14 protein-coding genes are annotated in these 17,969 nt (G+C 61.0%); 6 read left to right on the forward strand and 8 right to left on the reverse strand.

Annotated elements, in window-relative coordinates; genetic code table 11:
• On the forward strand, positions 1-2,778 hold the full coding sequence (locus EUB48_RS16695; protein WP_142820176.1) for a conjugal transfer protein TraG N-terminal domain-containing protein: 2,778 nt from the start codon (positions 1-3) through the stop codon (positions 2,776-2,778).
• Here EUB48_RS16695 and EUB48_RS16700 read toward each other — a convergent pair whose 3' ends face one another.
• The 6 genes from EUB48_RS16700 to EUB48_RS16725 all read right to left on the reverse strand — a co-directional run bounded on the left by EUB48_RS16700 (position 2,779) and on the right by EUB48_RS16725 (position 10,512).
• Positions 2,779-3,093, reverse strand: a complete 315-nt coding sequence (locus EUB48_RS16700; RefSeq protein WP_168226778.1) for a hypothetical protein — start codon at positions 3,091-3,093, stop codon at positions 2,779-2,781.
• A 199-nt stretch (positions 3,094-3,292) separates the two neighbouring features.
• On the reverse strand, positions 3,293-3,553 hold the full coding sequence (locus EUB48_RS16705) for a hypothetical protein (RefSeq protein WP_142820178.1): 261 nt from the start codon (positions 3,551-3,553) through the stop codon (positions 3,293-3,295).
• Positions 3,554-3,827: 274 nt separating this feature from the next.
• Positions 3,828-5,069, reverse strand: a complete 1,242-nt coding sequence (locus EUB48_RS16710) for a Wadjet anti-phage system protein JetD domain-containing protein (protein ID WP_142820179.1) — start codon at positions 5,067-5,069, stop codon at positions 3,828-3,830.
• On the reverse strand, positions 5,056-8,463 hold the full coding sequence (locus EUB48_RS16715; protein ID WP_142820180.1) for an SbcC/MukB-like Walker B domain-containing protein: 3,408 nt from the start codon (positions 8,461-8,463) through the stop codon (positions 5,056-5,058). The genes EUB48_RS16710 and EUB48_RS16715 overlap by 14 nt, the downstream gene beginning before the upstream one ends.
• A complete protein-coding gene (locus tag EUB48_RS16720; RefSeq protein ID WP_142820181.1) occupies positions 8,460-9,095 on the reverse strand; it encodes a DUF4194 domain-containing protein in 636 nt (211 codons plus the stop codon). Before EUB48_RS16720 ends, EUB48_RS16715 begins: the two co-directional genes overlap by 4 nt.
• Positions 9,085-10,512, reverse strand: coding sequence for a Wadjet anti-phage system protein JetA family protein (locus EUB48_RS16725; protein ID WP_142820182.1), 1,428 nt, complete (start codon positions 10,510-10,512; stop codon positions 9,085-9,087). Before EUB48_RS16725 ends, EUB48_RS16720 begins: the two co-directional genes overlap by 11 nt.
• Positions 10,513-10,595: 83 nt before the next feature.
• On the opposite strand from EUB48_RS16725, the gene EUB48_RS16730 reads away from it, so the two are divergent.
• The 5 genes from EUB48_RS16730 to EUB48_RS16750 all read left to right on the forward strand — a co-directional run bounded on the left by EUB48_RS16730 (position 10,596) and on the right by EUB48_RS16750 (position 13,917).
• On the forward strand, positions 10,596-11,405 hold the full coding sequence (locus tag EUB48_RS16730; protein WP_142820183.1) for a WYL domain-containing protein: 810 nt from the start codon (positions 10,596-10,598) through the stop codon (positions 11,403-11,405).
• Positions 11,406-11,649: 244 nt separating this feature from the next.
• Complete coding sequence (locus EUB48_RS16735; protein WP_142820184.1) at positions 11,650-12,576, forward strand: hypothetical protein; 927 nt, start codon at positions 11,650-11,652, stop codon at positions 12,574-12,576.
• A gap of 51 nt (positions 12,577-12,627) precedes the next feature.
• Positions 12,628-12,909, forward strand: coding sequence for a hypothetical protein (locus EUB48_RS16740; protein WP_142820185.1), 282 nt, complete (start codon positions 12,628-12,630; stop codon positions 12,907-12,909).
• An 18-nt stretch (positions 12,910-12,927) separates the two neighbouring features.
• On the forward strand, positions 12,928-13,431 hold the full coding sequence (locus EUB48_RS16745) for a GIY-YIG nuclease family protein (protein ID WP_142820186.1): 504 nt from the start codon (positions 12,928-12,930) through the stop codon (positions 13,429-13,431).
• A gap of 3 nt (positions 13,432-13,434) precedes the next feature.
• Positions 13,435-13,917: a hypothetical protein gene (locus EUB48_RS16750; protein WP_210411650.1), complete on the forward strand. Its 483-nt coding sequence runs from the start codon at positions 13,435-13,437 to the stop codon at positions 13,915-13,917.
• Positions 13,918-13,970: 53 nt separating this feature from the next.
• On the opposite strand, the gene EUB48_RS16755 is transcribed toward EUB48_RS16750, so the two are convergent.
• Entirely contained in the window at positions 13,971-16,010 is a 2,040-nt protein-coding gene (locus EUB48_RS16755) for a hypothetical protein (RefSeq protein ID WP_142820187.1), read from the reverse strand.
• Entirely contained in the window at positions 16,007-17,962 is a 1,956-nt protein-coding gene (locus EUB48_RS16760; protein ID WP_142820188.1) for a coiled-coil domain-containing protein, read from the reverse strand. The genes EUB48_RS16755 and EUB48_RS16760 overlap by 4 nt, the downstream gene beginning before the upstream one ends.
• Positions 17,963-17,969 lie beyond the last annotated feature (7 nt).

Consider the following 17,969-nt stretch of genomic DNA (forward strand, 5'->3'; position numbering starts at 1 on the left):
ATGTGGGAAATCTACGCCTACCAGAATTCGGACAGCCTGTTCGGCGTGTTCAACGCCGCAGCGGCCATTCATGCTTCGAACGACTACCGGTCCGCCTTGGCCGCTGTGGCGTTCTGCGGCTTTGTTTCAGCCTTGATCGCCTACGCCTTCGCACCCGAAAAGCTCCAGGGCTGGAAATGGCTGGGCTCGGTGGTGCTGGTGTTCTCCGTGCTGATCGTGCCCAAGGTGACGGTAGGCATCGTGGACAAGACCGGGGGATCGGCCGTCAAGATCGTTGACAATGTGCCTTTCGGTGTGGCCGTGCTGGGGAGCCTTACCAGCACCATCGGCCACACCTTGACCGGTCTGTTCGAAACCGCCTTCCAGGTGATCCCGGGGCCGGGGGCTCTCCCAGCGGAGTTGAGCTACCAGCAGAACGGCCTGATGTTCGGTAACCGCTTGATCCGCGAAACCGGCAATGTGGTTTTTCAGGACCCGGGATTCCGCACGGACCTGATCAACTTCATCCATAACTGCACGACCTATGATCTGGTGGACGGAACCCTTGATCCGGCAACGTTCTCCAGTTCTGGCGATGTCTGGCCGCTGATGGCTTCACCCAACCCGGCGCGTTTCAGCACGGTGACGGGTGCTGCAGGCATCAGCATCGATACCTGCCCGAATGTCTATCTGGGTCTCAATGGTCGCCTGCCCGCCCAGATCACCCGGATTCAGGGACGCCTCGCCTTCCAGCTTAATCCGACACTGCCGGGGGCCGCGGCCGCGGCCGCTATCGCGGGCCAGGTCCAGCAGGCCTATCTCAAGAACAGCATCGCCAACGCTGCCGCCACGGCGGCCGACATCATCCGGCAGAACGCGGTGCTCAACGCCATTGAAGACACGGGGAAGATCGTCGGCCAGAAGGTGAACGATCCGGCAGCCATGGCGCTGGCAGTGGGCCGGGCGCAGGCCGTGGCCCAGCAGAATGCATCCTGGCTCAACTATGGCAAGGTGGCTGAACAGGCGTTGCCGGTGTTCCGCAATGTGGTCGAGGCCATCACCTACGCCCTGTTCCCCTTGTTCGTCCTGCTGCTCCTGCTCACCAGCGGTCGCGAAACCATGATGGCGTTCAAGGGCTATGCCGCCATCCTGATCTGGATTCAGCTCTGGCCACCGCTGTACGCCATCCTGAACTACATGGCATCAATCTACGCGGCCTATGACCTGGCCGCGGCGGCCGATCTCGGCACCGGAACCAAGGCGCTCGCCCTTCAGACGGCCTCAACCATCTACTCGCGGGCGATATCTGGGGAAGCTGTGGTGGGTTACCTGGCCATCAGCGTTCCCTTCATCGCCTGGGCGGCGCTCAAGCGCATGGAGAACATGGGCACAGCTCTCGTGGGTGGGTTGTCGGGTCTGCAGGGCACGCTGTCCGGCGCCACCAGCAGTGCGGCGGCCGGCAATGTCAGCATGGGCAATGTGGGGATGGACCAGATGCAACTGGCACCGAACCGCACCTCGGCGTTCATGGGGAGCTTGCAGAACGACTTGAGCGGGAACACCTTGTCCTCCAACGCCCTGACGGGGCGTACCGCGGCCAGCCTGTTGCGCAACCAGGGGTTTGCTTCGCGCGTGGTATCGATGCGGGTGTCTGAACAGGACCTGACCGAGGCCAGTCACCAGGCGGAAGCGGCGCGCAGCGACGCGGTTTCCGCTGGGCAGCAGCGCTCGGCCACGCTCACGGAAGCGTTCACTCGTGGGGTGAGCAAGCTGCGCTCAACGCGTAACAGCACGGGCACCGCGTCCAGTAGCTTCGAACAACTGGGGGAAAGTCTCAACAACCTGGACCAGATCGCACAGAGCGTGTCACAACGCACCGGGCTGTCGCAATCGCAGGTCGCCCACATTGCCTTCGGGGCCAGCGGCTCTCTGGGCCTGTCCACCCCCGCCGCCGGCGCGAAAATCCAGGGCAGCGCCGGGAAGAACTACCAGTCGGGCATCCTGAGCGATGAACAGAAGGTGCTCAATACCATGACCACCGAGCAGTTGGCCGCGTTCAAGCAGTTCGGCGACCGGGTCTCGCGGGACAGCAGCGTGATGAATGTGATCGCGTCCGACAGCAGGGAGGGACGCGACATGTCGTCCCGACTGGCCACGGCAACTTCCCAGGCGGAACGCGCTGAAGCAGTTTTCGCCCAGCGTCAGGGTCTGGCCGAACGCATGAGTGCGGCGCACGAGCGTGGGGAGACCTTGTCCATCGACATCGCCCAGGACCCGCACAATCTGGATATGTTCATGCGCTATGCCGAACAGTATGGCGGCACCAGTGCTGCGGCGCATACGATGATGGGATCCGAGTTGGCGCGACAAGGGTTGCGTCCCACGCGAGTATTCTCGGATGGGACAGCTTTGCCCTCTTCGTTTGGGAGCGTCCGTGAGGCTTACGAGCAGAGACGCTCTGAAAGCGTCTTTGCACCCACCTTGGATACCACTCGACAGGGCAATGACGGGCGCGTGGCGGGACAGAAGACCGGCGCCGCGCCGGGCAAGACTCCCAAAGCAGGGCCATCGCCGGTCAGGGCAGAGATTCAGCGGGCTCATGGACACATTCAGGGCCAGACAACGGGTGCCGTCGGCAACTTCGATGCGAAGGCAGAGATCGTCAAAACGCCCGATGGCACGCTCAAATCGACGAAGTCACTGTTCGCGCAAACCGGCAAGCAGGTGATTGGCGATGCTGACGTGACGCTTGACGCCGCCAAGGATGCGGTGAAAAACTTGCTCAAGCGTGACAAGTAATCATGGTTCGTGACTGCGGGGGTCGTTGTCGTCGGGGTGCGGCAGGCCTGGCGATGCTGTCAGCCTTCCCCTATCCAGCCAGTAGTTGCGGGCTTGCTCGTCCTGTACTGCAGCAAGTCCATCTGCCTCGCTGAATTGAGTGTGGGGCCGACCGCGGCGACGGCCAATTTCTGCGAGGGCACCGCCGACTGCTGCACCTGCTGCGGTACCGATACTGCCCAGGATGATCTTGAGGCCGACACTCTCATTGAGCGCGGCAAATACACCCACCGCCGAGCCAAGCAGGATGAAAAGAACAAACATGGTTTTACGCATACGAGTCTCCTGAAAATTCAGGGTACTCGTCATTTATCGTATTTCAACTGCGTGATTCTTGCCGACTCAGCGCAGCAGGAATTACCACTGAAAATCCCCCCGAAATCCTGCCGCTTGCACGACGGTAATTCGAATCAAACTCATCCAATCCGCTGCTCACTGCGATTTGTCCGACATGACGGAGAAGCAACGAATGGGGCTACGTTCCGCTTAAGGTTTTGCGCTGTTGCGCCGCTAAGAGCTTCACAAACGCCGCCCGGACCGCCACAACGACCTCAGCGGCGAGATCCTCATCAGGCAACGCAGAAAACTCTTTGAGCAGCTTGCTCGACGCCTGGCCACCGTTCTCGCGCACCGACCAGATACTGCGGTCGATGTCGCCGTCCGACCCTTCGATGACCTGCTTGGCGCGCTGACGGGCCAGACGAAGGCTGCACAGATGGCCCGCTTCCTTGCGCATCCCCACTCAACGGTTTCCGAGGGCTGGAAGCCCGCATGGATGCTTGCTTTGTGGGATCCAGGCATGGTGCTTTACCGTCACTTCTGCCGTCAAAAGACGAGCGCTTTTACTGGCGCGGGAGTTGGACTCGGTTTGACGAGCGGCTACTCCACCGCATGAATCGTCAACTATCGCCACCATTCAAAGCTCCATTTTGCCCGTGTCTAGGCGCGCCGGCCGCAAGCCTCCGCAGACTAGTTCAGCAAATCGGCAGACTCTTGCGACGCAGCCGCGATCACTCGGGCCAGCAGGGATCCATCGCTTCCTGCTCGACCGCGAGCGCCCCAAGTGCTCCAGCTTCATCACCCCACCCCCAGCGTTCACAGATCCGGAGAATCTCGCGCCGTGCCGAGGGTACCAATTCACGCCGGGTAACGGTGCCGGGTAGCACGGCGTTAGCGCGCATGCCATGCAAGCGGAGCGAACGCCCTTCTTGCTCGCAGCACTTGGCGATGTGCGACGCGATGCGGAATCCGCCTAAATCGATGTCGCCCCAGTGGTGGAGCGCAGCGGTCGGCGCAAGCGCCTTCAAAAACACTACGTAGGCTCGCTTCCACGATGGACTCGGCATGCCGCCCGTGTAGATGACGATCGCATCGTCCGGCCGCTGTACGGCCATTTCGTGGAACGTGGTCAGATTCTCGACGGTCAACAGGCGCTGGCCAGAACCAGGATCGACGTGGGCCGAGCGGATGACTGAAGGGGCGAAGCCGACATATGGCCGCGATGCCCTGACCGTTTCATCGCCGTACGAAACCGCAACGTTACCGGCGACAAGAAGGGTCGGCGGAAACTTGACCAGTCCCAGTTCGGAAAACAGCTCCTCCATTTCGCTCTGCACCATGGTCGCGTCGCCCTGCACCAGGGCATCGAGCGCGGGCCAGATCGCCTCGATGCGCTTGCTGTCGCGGAACAGACTGGCGCTCAACCGGCGGATGGCGATATCATCGCCGCGCCTGGACGCGCAGTACTGCATCACTTGGATGGAATCGAGCCACGATGCCACCTCGCCCGGCCGTGTGCCGCGCAGCAGATTGCCCTTGCGCCAGGCTTCGAGCACGTGCGCGAGCACCGGGTGCGCGGCGACGTGAGGTTCGAACTGGCGCTTGGCCAGCGCCACCACGTCCCAGCGCGGCTCGATCCCCAGGTGCCGGGCTAGCCCAGCGCCGTCGCGCAGCAAGATGCGCTGGACATGCGCGCGTTCGCCCGCCCGGTGATCCCATTCGACGCTTATCGCGCCATCCAGCTCGGCCAGCTGCAGGCTGGCGTTGCACACGGCCTTGTCCGCATGCCGTTGCAGGCGAAGGTACTCGGGGAAGGATTTCTCGGACAGGGGCAGCGTCACGGACCTGCCGGCGCGGTCCGTCTGCGCCGGCCCCTTCGCGGCGGCGTTCTCCGCTCGAGCCAGCAGCCGCTCCAGCGCCTTGCGCGCCAGCGCCGCACCGCGCCCGGCCGACTTGTCGTCATCGTCCGCCATGCGACCACCCTACCCTGGCTGCGGCAAGCAGCTGGGATTCCGCCGCATCGATCAACTCGGGGTGCAGCATCGGGATATCGCTCGAGAACAACGCACGCGCCGCTTCCTTGACGACCACATGTTCGGCAAACACGTCCGAGCCATACCGGGCCAAATCGTAGTAGTTGTCCATCAGGGGGGCGAGCTTGCCGACGTCGCTATCGGGGCCCGCCATCATCAGCTGCAGCCCAAGGCTCTTCAGAAAGGTCGCGGTCACATAGGTATTCTGTGCATCCATCCCGTAGAAGGCTTCGTCGAGAATCATGAGGCCCGCACCGACTTGGGCGACACCCGGCCGGATGCGGTAGGCCGTGGCCAGCGCGGCGCCGGCAATAACGTAGAAGGGCACGCGGTGCTCACCGTTGGACGCCACGCCCATTCGTTTGCTCAACAGGTCAACGACCTTGCCGTCCTGGATGATCTGCAGGTCAAAGTTGAACAGCAAGCGGTAGTCCTCCAACGGGTTGTTGCCCCGGTCCTTGCCGCTTTCGCTGTCCTCCAGCAAGGCCATCAGGTTGTTTTGAACGCCCTGCTGCCCGAAGAGATCCTCACCGCCCGCCTCAGGTGAGGCGACGATGAGTTCGTACAGGTCGCGGTGCGCCGGCGAGGGCTTTGCCAAGAACTGGTACTTCTCGCCATTGGTGAAGGCCGGGCAGGTTTGCAGGATCGCGTTCAGGTCGCGGATCTCTTGCTTAACCCGCTGGATGGCCTCGCGCATCCTGAATTTGACGTCCGACCGGAATGATTGTTCAGCGGCCTCTCGCGCGTCATCAGCCTGCTTGCGGTACTCCTTCAGCGTCGAATCATTCAGCTTCCTGATGTGCCGTCCGATCCAGCCATGGGCTTTGCGCCAGTCGCTGCGCTCATCCACCAGCCCGATCGAGTATTCATTGATGAAGTCGACAAAGCTGTCACGGGCCACAGCGAGTGCCGTCTGGATGTTCGAATCCAACTGGCGCGCGCGCTGCTCCAATTCCATCAGGGCCTGCTCGAATCCGGCCGACAGAATTGCCGCCTGAAGCCGGTCGTACTCCTGGGGCAGGGTGTCGTGGTCGCAGTCCGGATCGCGGATGGCTTCTGCATGCACCCTCTCAAGTTTCGCGAGGTCTTCTCGCGCCCGGGTGAGCTGTGGAGACAAGATGGAGAGCCTCGTCTCCTTGCCGTTGATGGCAAGCTTGTAGTCATGCAGCGTATTTCCGGCTTCGACCGATTGCCCCCGCGCCTCCTCGACATCGGTGCGCAGAGTCTTGAGCCGCTCGGACACCGGCACTGCCGCTGGGTCGGTTGTCGCTTGCAGATCCCGCGCTGCGGACGCATGTTGCGCCACGGCGGACGCATACGACACCTGAGTGACCTGCTGCAAGGCGGCCTGGACCTTGGCGAACGCCCCTTCGACTTGGGCGAGGTACAGACTGGCGCCGCGCTCAGCGTTGGCTGCGTTGCGGCTCTCATTGACGGCGGCGACCCGGTCCTCGTTGGTCAGTTTCACACCGAGCATCCAGGATTGCTCATCGAGGGGACGAATTCGCTTGCTCCCACCATTGGCGCTGAGCATGTAATCGACCGTCATGGCGCGCGGCTCATGTCGTAGTTGCTCGGTGGAGTGCACTCGCTTCATGCGGCCCAGAATTCTGCGCAGATAGGCCAAAGCGACTGCATTGGTGCTGTCCAGCAGCGCCGCGACGCTGTCCGGCGCTGGCGCGCGGCCAATGTCATCGCGCAGGTGCTCCGGCTGCACGACGGTGACGTTGTTGACCCGCTGCCGCCGGATCAGGTCAACCGCCTCATCCTCCCTTCCGGCTTCGACGACGAGCGCCAGGCGATGGGGGCCCAAAAATGTCTCGATGGGACCCCGCCAGCGCGGATCAGTGACCTGCACCAGGCTGGCCACGGGCTCATAGGCGATCCCGGCCTGCTCAAAGAGGGCCGCAGCCGTCGCGACATCGCCATCGGTGATCCGCTTGCCTTGGTTCACGGCCCGCAGCTTGGCCTTGGCGGACAGCGCTGTGGCCTTGGCTTCATGCTCCTCCTGACGGGCGAGAGTGCGTTCGCCGCCCAACTGCGTCTCGCACGCCGCCAAGATGTCCAACGCCGTCTTCAACTCCTCCGGGGTCGCGATGTGTCCTGCCTTAGCCCAGCCGTCCCAGCGCTTCATCTCCTCTTCCACCGCGCTCGCCTTCTGCGCGTGCCGCGCCACCAGAGCCACCGCTGTCTCCAGCATCGCTTCACGTAGCTGCAGCGCCAAGCGCTCCACTTCCTTGCGCGCCTGTTGGACGGTCGCGCCATGTGCCTTGCGCAACTGTTCCAGTTGTGCGGGTTGCTGGGCCTCGGGATCGGCGCCCAGCCGAGCGAGCAGGCTCTCATACGCCGCGTGCAGTGTCTGGTGTCTTTGCGCCAGGTGCGGCAGGTCCTGGCGAGCCTTCGCCAGCTGCCTTTCGAGCTCGTTGATTTCCGCGTCCAGACTGGCGACGCTCTCGTCGGCTGCCTCCAGTCGAACCTGCTGGCCGACCGCTCGAGCGACGGCTGTCTGGCGGTGCAGGCCAGCAACTTTCGCGTAGCGCTTCTCGATCACTTCGAGCCGTGCCACTTGCGCCGTCACATCTTCGATCTGCCGACCCAGGCTGCGAAGTGTCTTGATGTGTTGAAGGGTCCCCCGCTTGTCGATCGGTGTGGCTTCGACAAGGTAGCCGCGCAGGAAGTCCCCGACGCTGCTGACGGCCTTGAGATTGATGCTGTGACCGAAGGCGCGCAGGAACTTGCGCACATCGACCCCCTGCTGCACGTTATGCAGCAACTCCTGCATGTAGGTCTCGGGCCGCGTCGTGATGGTGGGCGTGCGCCCCGCGGCACGGACATGCGAGCGTCCGAATTCGGCGAAGAGTTCCCAATCAATCGGGGCCTTGCCTCGATCCCCCAGGTCCTCCAGGTGGTGCTCCAGTTTCAACTCCACGCCGGGCAGGACGTATAGACCCATGACCCGATGGTCTGCAGTCGTCGCATGGATGCATATGCCTGCACTGAGCACATCGCCCGGCTCCTGGCCGCGGAAAACCAGCGAAATGTACGACAGCGCCACGTCCCGCTTGCGCGACACGACACCTTGCTCGCCTTCTCCGGAGCGCATCGTGCCGAGCGCATAGGCCCGGATCGACCGAGAGTCCTTGTGCACCGATTGCGCATTGAAGTGCAGGTGCTGGCCGTGCCCGCCGACCATTGCGATCTGGACGGCATCGACCAAGCTCGTCTTGCCAGCGCCATTGGGGCCGATGACACCGGTGCCCCCGGGACTGATCTGGAATGTCTCGTAGTCCCACAATGAGAACTGCACGACGTGCACGGCGACCAGGGTTTTCATGAAGTAGGCTCCTGCGCCACCGCCGGCGCCTCCGTTGTGACCACGCGCGCCTTCAGATCGGCGCCGAACCGGTTCAGCGCATGCTCACTCAGTACTTCGACGACGCCTGGCCAGATCACGATGGCGAAAGGTTGTGGATCCCCTTCGGGGGCATCCACGGCCCTCGCAACGCCATGCCGCGCCGACATCTTCAAGAGGGTGCGCAGGGTGTCCACTCGCCCATCGAAATCCCGGTGACACAAACTCTTATAGCTTTCCTCGAACTCCGCGATGTCAATCAGTGCGTCGCCGTCCGGTGTGAGGTCGCCAGCGCTTGCGCGGGCGTGGTAGACGTGGCGCAACGTCAGCAGGAAGAGCGTCTCCTGCAGATCCATCGGGCTCTGCGTCCCACCATCCTGTGTGACATAACAGAGCTCGTGCCGATCGACGAAGCCCAGGCGCAATCCCATCAGTACGACGGCCTCGCCAAAGGCATCCCGGTGCGCCGAGATCAGGCGGTATGCGACGGCCTGATCGCGCTGTCGCAGATAGATGCACTGCTGGACGACCAGTTGGTACATGGCGTGCTTGAAATCGCTCGCCTCATACAGTCCATCGGAGTTTGCCGCAAGGGCATTCCAGTCACGCGGCATTGGTGGACCTCCTTCTCACTTTGAATCCCGGTAGTTCGAACAGCTCTGTGCTTACCCGCCCGCCTTCATCCATGACTGCTTCGAAGTCGAGGTTCCGCAGCAGCGGATTGGCGCGCAGGGCCCTCGGGTTGACACGCCCGATGGCGGCAAGTCGCATCAACACCAGGACCGCCACCGCGTCATCCACCCCGTACACGGGGAGGTGGGCGCCCTCGATCTCCGAGCCTAAGGGCACATGTGCCTGCACATAGCGCCTGATCGCCGCGGGCGTTGTATCCCGGTGACGAATCATGGCCCGACGAAGCATCAGTTCGGCGCGCTCTCGCGGCGTCATCTCGCGCCTGACCATCGCGCGGCGGTCTGGCTTGGCCGCCGGCAGGTTGGGCATCCGCAGACGGTAGTCCGCCACTACAGGCGGTGGAGAGAGCAGCCTGCCAGTGATGGGCTGACCCTGGTCAGCCAGGCGGCACGCGCTGGCGACAGCGTCCGCCAAGACATCTTCGAGCCGCTCCGAGGCCTTGAGGCGATAGCCGAGATAGGCCAGCGCCCGCTGTGTCGCAGAGTCGATGACGCGGTCCATTCGCTCCAGGAACTTCTCAACGTCCAGTAGACGCTGGAACCTCGAAACGTCACGAGCCAGCATGTCCTCAACCGCCTCATGGCGAGCACCGGGCAGCGCGCGGTAGCCAGTCAACAGCTGCTCGCGGGCCGGCTCCGTGGTCGCGATCGCATCGACCAGCTCGATGATTTCAAAGCGCAGCATCAGTGGATGGTTCTCCGTGCGCATCTGGCGGAAGTCACGAACATAGAGTTCTTCGATGTGCTCACTGAAGAAGCGCCTCACGAAGACAGGCGTGGCCTGCTCCTGCGTCAGATCGCGAATGAGGTCCCTCACCCTCAAGGTAGTTGCGTTCAGGCTGTTGATCAGTCGCGAGCAAGACTGGGCAGCTGTCTGAAAGCCGGCTGCCTGTTCCTTTGGATTGGACTGCGCTGCCTTGAGCTGGTTGTAGATCATCTGGATGCTGCCGCCGACCAATTGCGGGCCGTCGAGCGCAAACTGCTCCAGGGCATCGAAGAATCGGGCCACCACTGGGCGCATGCTGACAAAGACCCGCAGCCCAACCCGGTCCTCGATCAGCCAACCGGTTTCAACCAGCCGCGCCAGCCATTGGTTGGCCTGCACGTTGATCGGTGTCGCCGCAGCCTCCGCGTTCTCCTCCTCCCATTGCTCGTCAAGCAAGAAGCGTTCGATCTCCTTCGTCACCTGCTCGTGCAGATAGCCTTCGGCATACGGCGGCACACAGTCCGCACCGAAAAAGCGCTCCGACAACCGTATCAGCAGCTCCCAGGCCCGGCGGTTGTAGCGGCCGGTTAGCGGGCCAAAGAGCGCATTGGGCAGGCGATCGAATAAGTTCATGACAATTTATACTCTAAGCTAAATTAGCTTGCAAGCTAATTTTGTAGTATGCTTCGGCCATCGCAATTCGATCCATCGGTTCCGTGTCCCACCTGACCAATCTCGAAACCGTACTGACCTGGGAAGGCGCGATCGACAACGAGCGCATTCGACAGTTGTTGGACGTCAAAGCCGTGTGGGCAAGCCGCCTTTTGGGCGAACTGGTCAAGCGGATGGGACGCCGCGCCCGACGCGCATCGGCTCATGCCCCACTCGAATTCGCAGATCCGCATTCCGCGAGACGCTCGCCCGACGAATACTTGCGGATCGTGAGCACGCACCAGGACCGCCTGATCGGAGGATTCGTAGAGGATGCCCGCGTCGATCTCTCTGCGGTAGCCCCACAATTGTTTTCGACTCTGTTTCGCGCCGTCAAGCAGCAGGCCGGCGTCCAAATCGTCTACCGGTCCATGTCCTCGCCGGCGGGCTCGGAACGGATCATCTTTCCCCACGCATTCGTGCGCGCACCCCGGCGCTGGCATGTGCGCGCTTGGTGCGCAAAGCGCCTGGGCTATCGCGACTTCACACTGGGTCGCATGGCGTCAGCCGAACTTCTGGATACCCCGAACTCGAATCCGCGAGAGGGCGACGCGGAGTGGTTGCGCATGCTGGAGCTCGTGATCGTTGCCCACCCTGCCCTGTCCATCTCACAGCAAGAGATGATCGCCCATGAGTACTTTCCTGGCGCCCGGGCCATGCGCCTGCGGGTGCGCGAATGTCTGGCCTCGTATGCCATCCAGGACTTGCGTCTCGCATTGGACGCATCCAGGCAGGGGCCGCCGGACTACCAATTACTGGTCAGCAATGCGGCGAAGCTCCCTCCATTGTTCGGCCAGAAGGGAAATTTGACATGACCAGACGAGCGCCCGTCTGCCGGTATGCTGGACGCCAGTCCTGTGCCATTCAAATGCATTTCGCTCGCTATCAATCGTCAACGACACCATGCCTCATGACGGCATTCCGCCCCTCACCAACGGCTGCCTGTATGTCGCAAAGCAGCACGGCGATGAGCATTGGAAGCCTGTGGCCGTGAGCATCAAGCCTCCGCTACCGACAGACGGGGAACAGATTCCACGTGGGGCGTGAGACGAACGGACGATGAGCAACCTATTCGACGTTGATGGCGCCAATCTTGATCTCGGGTTCGAGAACCTGAAGGCCGCTGAGTCTCCTATCGAGCAGCAGCTTCGCGCCATGCTGCAGGAGATGTGGTCGCGCTACGAGCCTTATGCCGATTCCGATTTCCGGCATGGCTTTGCGCGCGACGTCGATGGCCGCTTCTGGGAGATGTACTTGGGTTGCACGCTGCTCGAAGCCGGATGCACCTTGCTTCCCGTTGTCGAACGCGAACGCGATGGCGGGCAACCCGATCTGTGCGTCCTCGAAGACGGCCGTCGGATCTGGATCGAGGCCATCACCCCGGACGAAGGTGCTCCAGGGCCAGACCAGATCGTGCGGCCCGTTCCGATCAACGAAGGCGGGAGTCTTGTCGCCGCACCAATCAGGCAAGCGCAGCTTCGAACCTCCAGCGCTTTCTGGACCAAGGCACAGAAGATTGGACGCTACATCGAACAAGGCGTGATCGCGCCGGAGGACCCGCGCATCATCGCGATCAGCGCTAGCCGATTCGGCGTCTACGTCGCCGAGCAGCCATTACCGCTCATCATGACGACGCTGTTTCCGATCGGGGATGCCTACGTCACCATCGACCGAGAGACTGGCGGCGTTCTTGAAGAAAGCTTTCACGCCGCGCCATTAATCCAGCGTGAGCGCAATCCGATCCCGCGCACCGCATTTCTTAATGAGCGCTTTGCGCACATATCGGGCGTGATCTGGTCGCGGATTGGTATCGGCAACCTGTCGCGCCAGGTCCGTCCCATCACCTATGTCCACAATCCCCTGGCACAGACTCCGCTGTCGCCGAATTGGGGAGTCTGGGATCGCGAGTTCGTGACGAACCGGCGCGGCGACGAATGGGAGGCCAACGACATCCTCGCCGAGGCGACCGCGGTGGAGGCACCATGACAATCCGGCCGTCCCCACCCACTTGTCCGCCGTACGTCAAGAGGGTCGACCATGGTAGTGGGCATTGAGCAGCGCTTGATCGCGCCGATCGCCGCACTGATCATCCATGCGATGACCCCGACACACGCGCACCGGGGGAACCGGCAATATCCGCCGATCGCTGAGCGGATAACGGCCATGATTGGCGACTACAGTGTCCCGGGAGGTTCATCCTTTTGGCTTGTCACGGCCTGCCTCCTGACCGCACTCATGCGGCAAGAGAACCGCCCACTTAACATCATCGCGTCCTCAAACCAGGAGATGGTCGAGATCCTGCTCGACCGGCTCCGTTAAAACCGCAAGGAGCGCGACGTGCCAGTCTATTTCATTGGCGAAGATGAAAATGGATGCTCCCCGATCAAGATTGGGGTCGCGAAGAATATAGAGGTGCGCAAGCGCAACCTTCAGACCGGTAATCCTCTGGAACTGCGTTTGCTCGGTTGGATCGACACTGTCGACTCGTTCCAGCTTGAGCGGCACCTCCACCATCACTTTGAGGCGACCCGTGTACGGGGAGAGTGGTTCGCCATTGAGCCGGCGGACATCCTGCTCATTCTCATGCGCGCCGGCCGCGATGGGTTTGTCGCCAAGAATGCTGACGCCTTCCAGATCGTCGGCTATGACCGTGACGCAGTCCCCGAGTATCTCGGCGTATGGGAATGGGGAGACCTTGAAATCGACGAATGCTGTCCCTTCTGCGGGTGCTTTTGCGGCATGCATTTTCAGGAGGCATCGCAGATGTACCACTGCCTCAACTGTGACACGCTGAGCGACTTTTCGGAGCTCGATCCGCGTAACGAAGAACCGGAGGACTGAGCCATGAATGACAACGGACAGAGTGCAAGCGAGCTATGGCTGGAAGGGCGCGCGCCTGGCTTTCGGGATCTTCCTGATCCAGACCGCCGCGTCATCTTTGACTTCGCCTTTCTCTGGAGTCTTTTCGAAGCGCAGATCATGGGCAATTTCGCTCGTGCCGACCGCATCCGGGAACAGGTCGATCGCTGGGCGGCAGACGGTACGCTTGAGGCAGATCTCTACGACGCGGAGCTTGCCTACTTTCGGAACCGTTACTTCGCCGATGGGGCATTGACCCATCACTTCTCTTTCCTCAATCTTCGCCCCTCAGACCACCCTGATCTCGTCCAAGCTGTCATCAAGGGCACGAATGGCGACCCACGCGACCGGGTGCTGGGTCTGCTGATGATCGTCTGGCGCCTGCGCAACAATCTCTCCACGGCGCGAAATGGGCCTACGAGCTTCGCGGCCAGCGGGACAATTTCACGCACGCGAACAGCGTCTTGATGCGAATGCTGGACCGCCATGGCCAGCTCGACTAGTGGCGAAAATCCACCGGCCTATTTTTTTTGTTTCCTTGCAATCTTTCGTGCTGGCGCGGCAGAGTCCGTCGCGCCCTTTGCACTCGCACTGATCGCACTGGGCAGGTATCTCCGCCCCGGCACCTTCACGACGACGACATGCCGCGGTTCCGCCTCGTCTTTCCTGAGCACGGAGCGACACTCCACAAGGGATCGAATATGCGGGGTGCCTTGGCGCTTCGCCTCGGTTAGGTCAAGTACCAGCAGGAACCCCAGTCGGATACTGACGTTCTGATAATCGGTGGTTTGCCCCGCGTAGCTTTTCGCCAAGAAGTCGAACGATGCGTCCTGCGTTTCGCGCTTGACCTCAACTACGATCCGCTCACCAGTCGTTTTGAGCGCCACGTCCGCGCGACCGCCGCCAAGATTCGTTGCCTCGATCTCTCCGGCAGCAGCTTGGGTGGACAACCAACGAAAGTAGTCCTCCTGCAGGGCGCTTTCCGGCGGCACCGTGCCATCCGTGGTTTCAAAGAGATAGGCCACTGAAGGATCATCCTTTCTGGTCACTTCAAGTCGGTTCTTCAGAAACCTTACCGTCCATAGCAGTACGGTGTCGAACAACTTGGCGCCACGAATGTTGTCACGGTGATCTGGATGGCTCTCAACTGCCGATCGGCAATGGTCAAAGATATCAATCTCTGCCCCGCTCAGATTCTCCATACTCGAAGCGAATGCGTTGGCGATGACCTCCCTTACTCTCCGTTCAGTATCTTCACTGCAGCGGGCTTGTGAGAGTACGGCAGCAACCGGCGCCCAAACGGCGGCTGCCTCAATGGGGTTCCGCGAGATTTCGGCGCGATTCGGTATAGCGCGTTCGATGCCCTCTAGGATGGCATTGGCCTCCGGAACCAATTCGTGCTCGCGGTTCTGCACGAGCCAGCGCTTCAAAAGATAGGCCTGCCCTTCGCGTCCGCTGATAGAGGACTCTATTCTTGGCCGGACCAAAGTCTCGAGGTGCCCGTCGCGATTTCGCTTGAGGATCGTTCGTCCCGCACTGTACGCGGCTAAAACTTGACTCTCGATGACGACCTTGGGTTCCCACCAGCTAACTTCGTCTAGACTTTCGGCAAGGGATGCCAAGGTGTTCGCGAGATCGTTCCAGCAAGCAGCTTGCAGGTGGCGTGCACCAAGCCAAGCTGGCGCACTGGCATCCGTATGCCAAGCGAGCAATTCAAAGGCGGCCTTGTGAATTAAAGCGCTGCGTCGATTCAGTTCGAGCTTGCTCTTGTGCGCCTCGAAGTCCGTCAGCAGATCAAGGCATTCACCATAGAGCACGGCCTCTGGCGCAGTCTCTCGCGTTGCCTCGGCCTTCTTGAACCAGAGTAACGCGTCTCTGAATAGGGAGTCCGCTACGTCTCGACGAGACTCATCCAGCGCGGAGGTCAACCCCGCCATCCCCATTTCAAAGCTTGCGTCATATGCGGCCTCCTCACATTCTGCAAGGCCTTGCAGGATGCCAAGCAGTTCTCCCTCCCGCCAGTGCGAATGCGCGACACCCATAATCTTCGCTGCGTAGCGGAGAAAAATCGGTTCGTCGGACGCCTTGATACCAAGCAGGACGTCAAGGAGGCGAAACTGCATCCGGCGAGTGGACGCAGCCAAGCGGAAGGCACCGTCGAGAGCGATCGCACGAGCGTACCCTGAGATGCGCCCTGACAAGTCGGTCGCCTTGTGTAGAAAGGCCATGAAAACATCTTCAACAGCAGTCTCCCGCAACTCCCCACAGGCAACAGTGGCATCGACCATCTCGATCAGTACGATGTCGTTAGTCGCCCCGCGCACCAGACACCCAATGGTTTCCTTCCACAGATGCGCATCATCCCCAAGAGCTTCGCTCGGCGTGCGGAGCAGCGCCAACAGAATCTCGCCCGCCAGCGGCGACGTCGCCAGCGACGAGGCGGCCTTGGCAATTGCATCAAGCCCACCAAGATCATCTACACGCGGTGTTTTGCCTTGGACCAACAACGCCTGCAGAGCTTTCTCCAGCGGGTGTAACTGGGCATCTGCAAGATCGCTCACCACAGATAACCTCCATCGGAGGCTTCCTTGCGACAGTTGGGAGGGATGAATTCGCTCATTGCCGTGGAAGTGATGCCTGCAACGAATATCTGAAGGTGTGGAAGTTCTTCTCTCACCACCTTCAGGCCTGAAAGTAGACCGCGGAGATCTTCTGGAGCAACTTCCTGGGCAGCGGGTGAATCAATCATGATCAGACCGGGATGTCTTCCAATGCCGCGGCGCTCACCCACCTGAATCATGGCAAGCACCGTAGCGACCTTGAGACGCAGGCGCTCACCCTTCGTCACCTTGCTAAAAGAAGTGTCGGCGCCTCCCTTTACGAGCAAGAGGTTCGCATTTCCACGAAGCTGCGCCTTCGACAGGCTGTGCATTCCAAAGCTCTGGGCATAGTGCAGGAGGCTGGTTGACACCTCCTCGAGGAATTCGTCGCGAACTGCTTTGGATCGCGACTCGGTCTCACTAACGATTGCCTTCAGTACTGTTGGCTCATCATCCGCCGCTTCACTGAAGCCAGGGTCGAACCTGGCTTCTTCCAGACGCCCTTCAAGCATTGCAACTTCGTTCAGCAGCAGCTTTCGGGCATCGAACGCCCCCAGCTGCTCCGTCAATTCTTGAGTCTTGGATTGGATGCCTTCCAAGTCCGTCTGCAATGTCAAAAGGCTCTCTTCGGCCTGCTTTCGATTCTTCTCGGCTTTGTCGAAGGCCGCCTTCGATGCCTTAACGCTTGACTCAAGCCCCGCTTTCAGGAGGTCGGCGTCTTCGCTGCTCGCGATGCTCTCGCCACACACTGAACACGAATGGCTCAGTGTCTCCTTCTTCTTTCTCTCCTTGTCGATTTCATGATCGCAACGCGGGCAGCATGTCGGGTCAAGCATGCGGAAGATTGACCCAGCAGCTGTGGAGTCCTTGTGCGCCTGAAGCTCCCTGCGATCCTGCAGATAGGCTGCACTTGCTTGCTGCTCAGCAGCCGCTTCCCGAGATGCCCGCTCTTGCATCGCCTTCTCACGACGCTTTGCTTCTGCATACTTGCCACTGAGCAGCGAGAGTTCGACTTGAATAGCCTCGTCCGAAGGAAGCGCAGCCAGGCTTGCTCGCTTCTCGGAGAGCTGTGCCTCAATTTCACCGACACGCGTCTGTTTCGCACGCGCAGATTGACCTCGCCGACGGGCCTCTAGGTTGTTGCCAGAATCGACCAATTTCTGTGCCGCCAGAGCCGACGCATGGGTGGAGACCCAAGGCACACCGAGATACATCTGCATGAGCCGTGCCTGCGTTCCCGTGGTGAAGGGCAGATCGCCCAGCACGACGTCATAGTTGGTGCCAATGAACATCGCGCCGGACAGAGCTGGCCAGCCATGCACGACGGTTTGGCCGCTCTTGTCTTCCGAATCACTTTCTCGCCAGGTTGCGATGCTCTCCATAGAGAACGCTCGCAAAAAGAAGTCGGACATCACCATCTCAAACTGCTTCTCGCTGCTGAACGTGGCGATTACCGTGGCGTTGGCTGTTGCCGATGTTCGCCGGCTCAGCGCTCCTTTGGCCCCATCCCGACAATCCACCTGAACCTGATACTCAAGGCCATCCAGATCGAGGCGCAGGCAGGCGTTATGTATCCAGGCTCTCACGTCATCCTGCAGATTCGGCGATGGCCTTCCCCTCATCAGCCAGCGTACAACCTCGATGATTGACGACTTACCGCGCAGATTGCGATCAGTCATCATCCCCCACAACCCTTCGCTGAGCTCCTTCCATTCGAACGTATAAGAGCCTTCGTCCACTACCTCGCGTTTCACGCCACCGAAGGAAATGCTCAAGAGTTTCAGCCTTCGCGGAGCCGGTAGTACTGGCGTTGGAACTATATGTCGCGCTGTCAAAACCTGCTCAACACGAGCCACGTCGACGTTCGCCTTGCTTGCGATGGCCTCCAGCCATTCCATGCTCTCTTTTGCCATGTCCCCT

Source organism: Rhodoferax sediminis (genome assembly GCF_006970865.1).
GTDB lineage: Bacteria > Pseudomonadota > Gammaproteobacteria > Burkholderiales > Burkholderiaceae_C > Rhodoferax_A > Rhodoferax_A sediminis.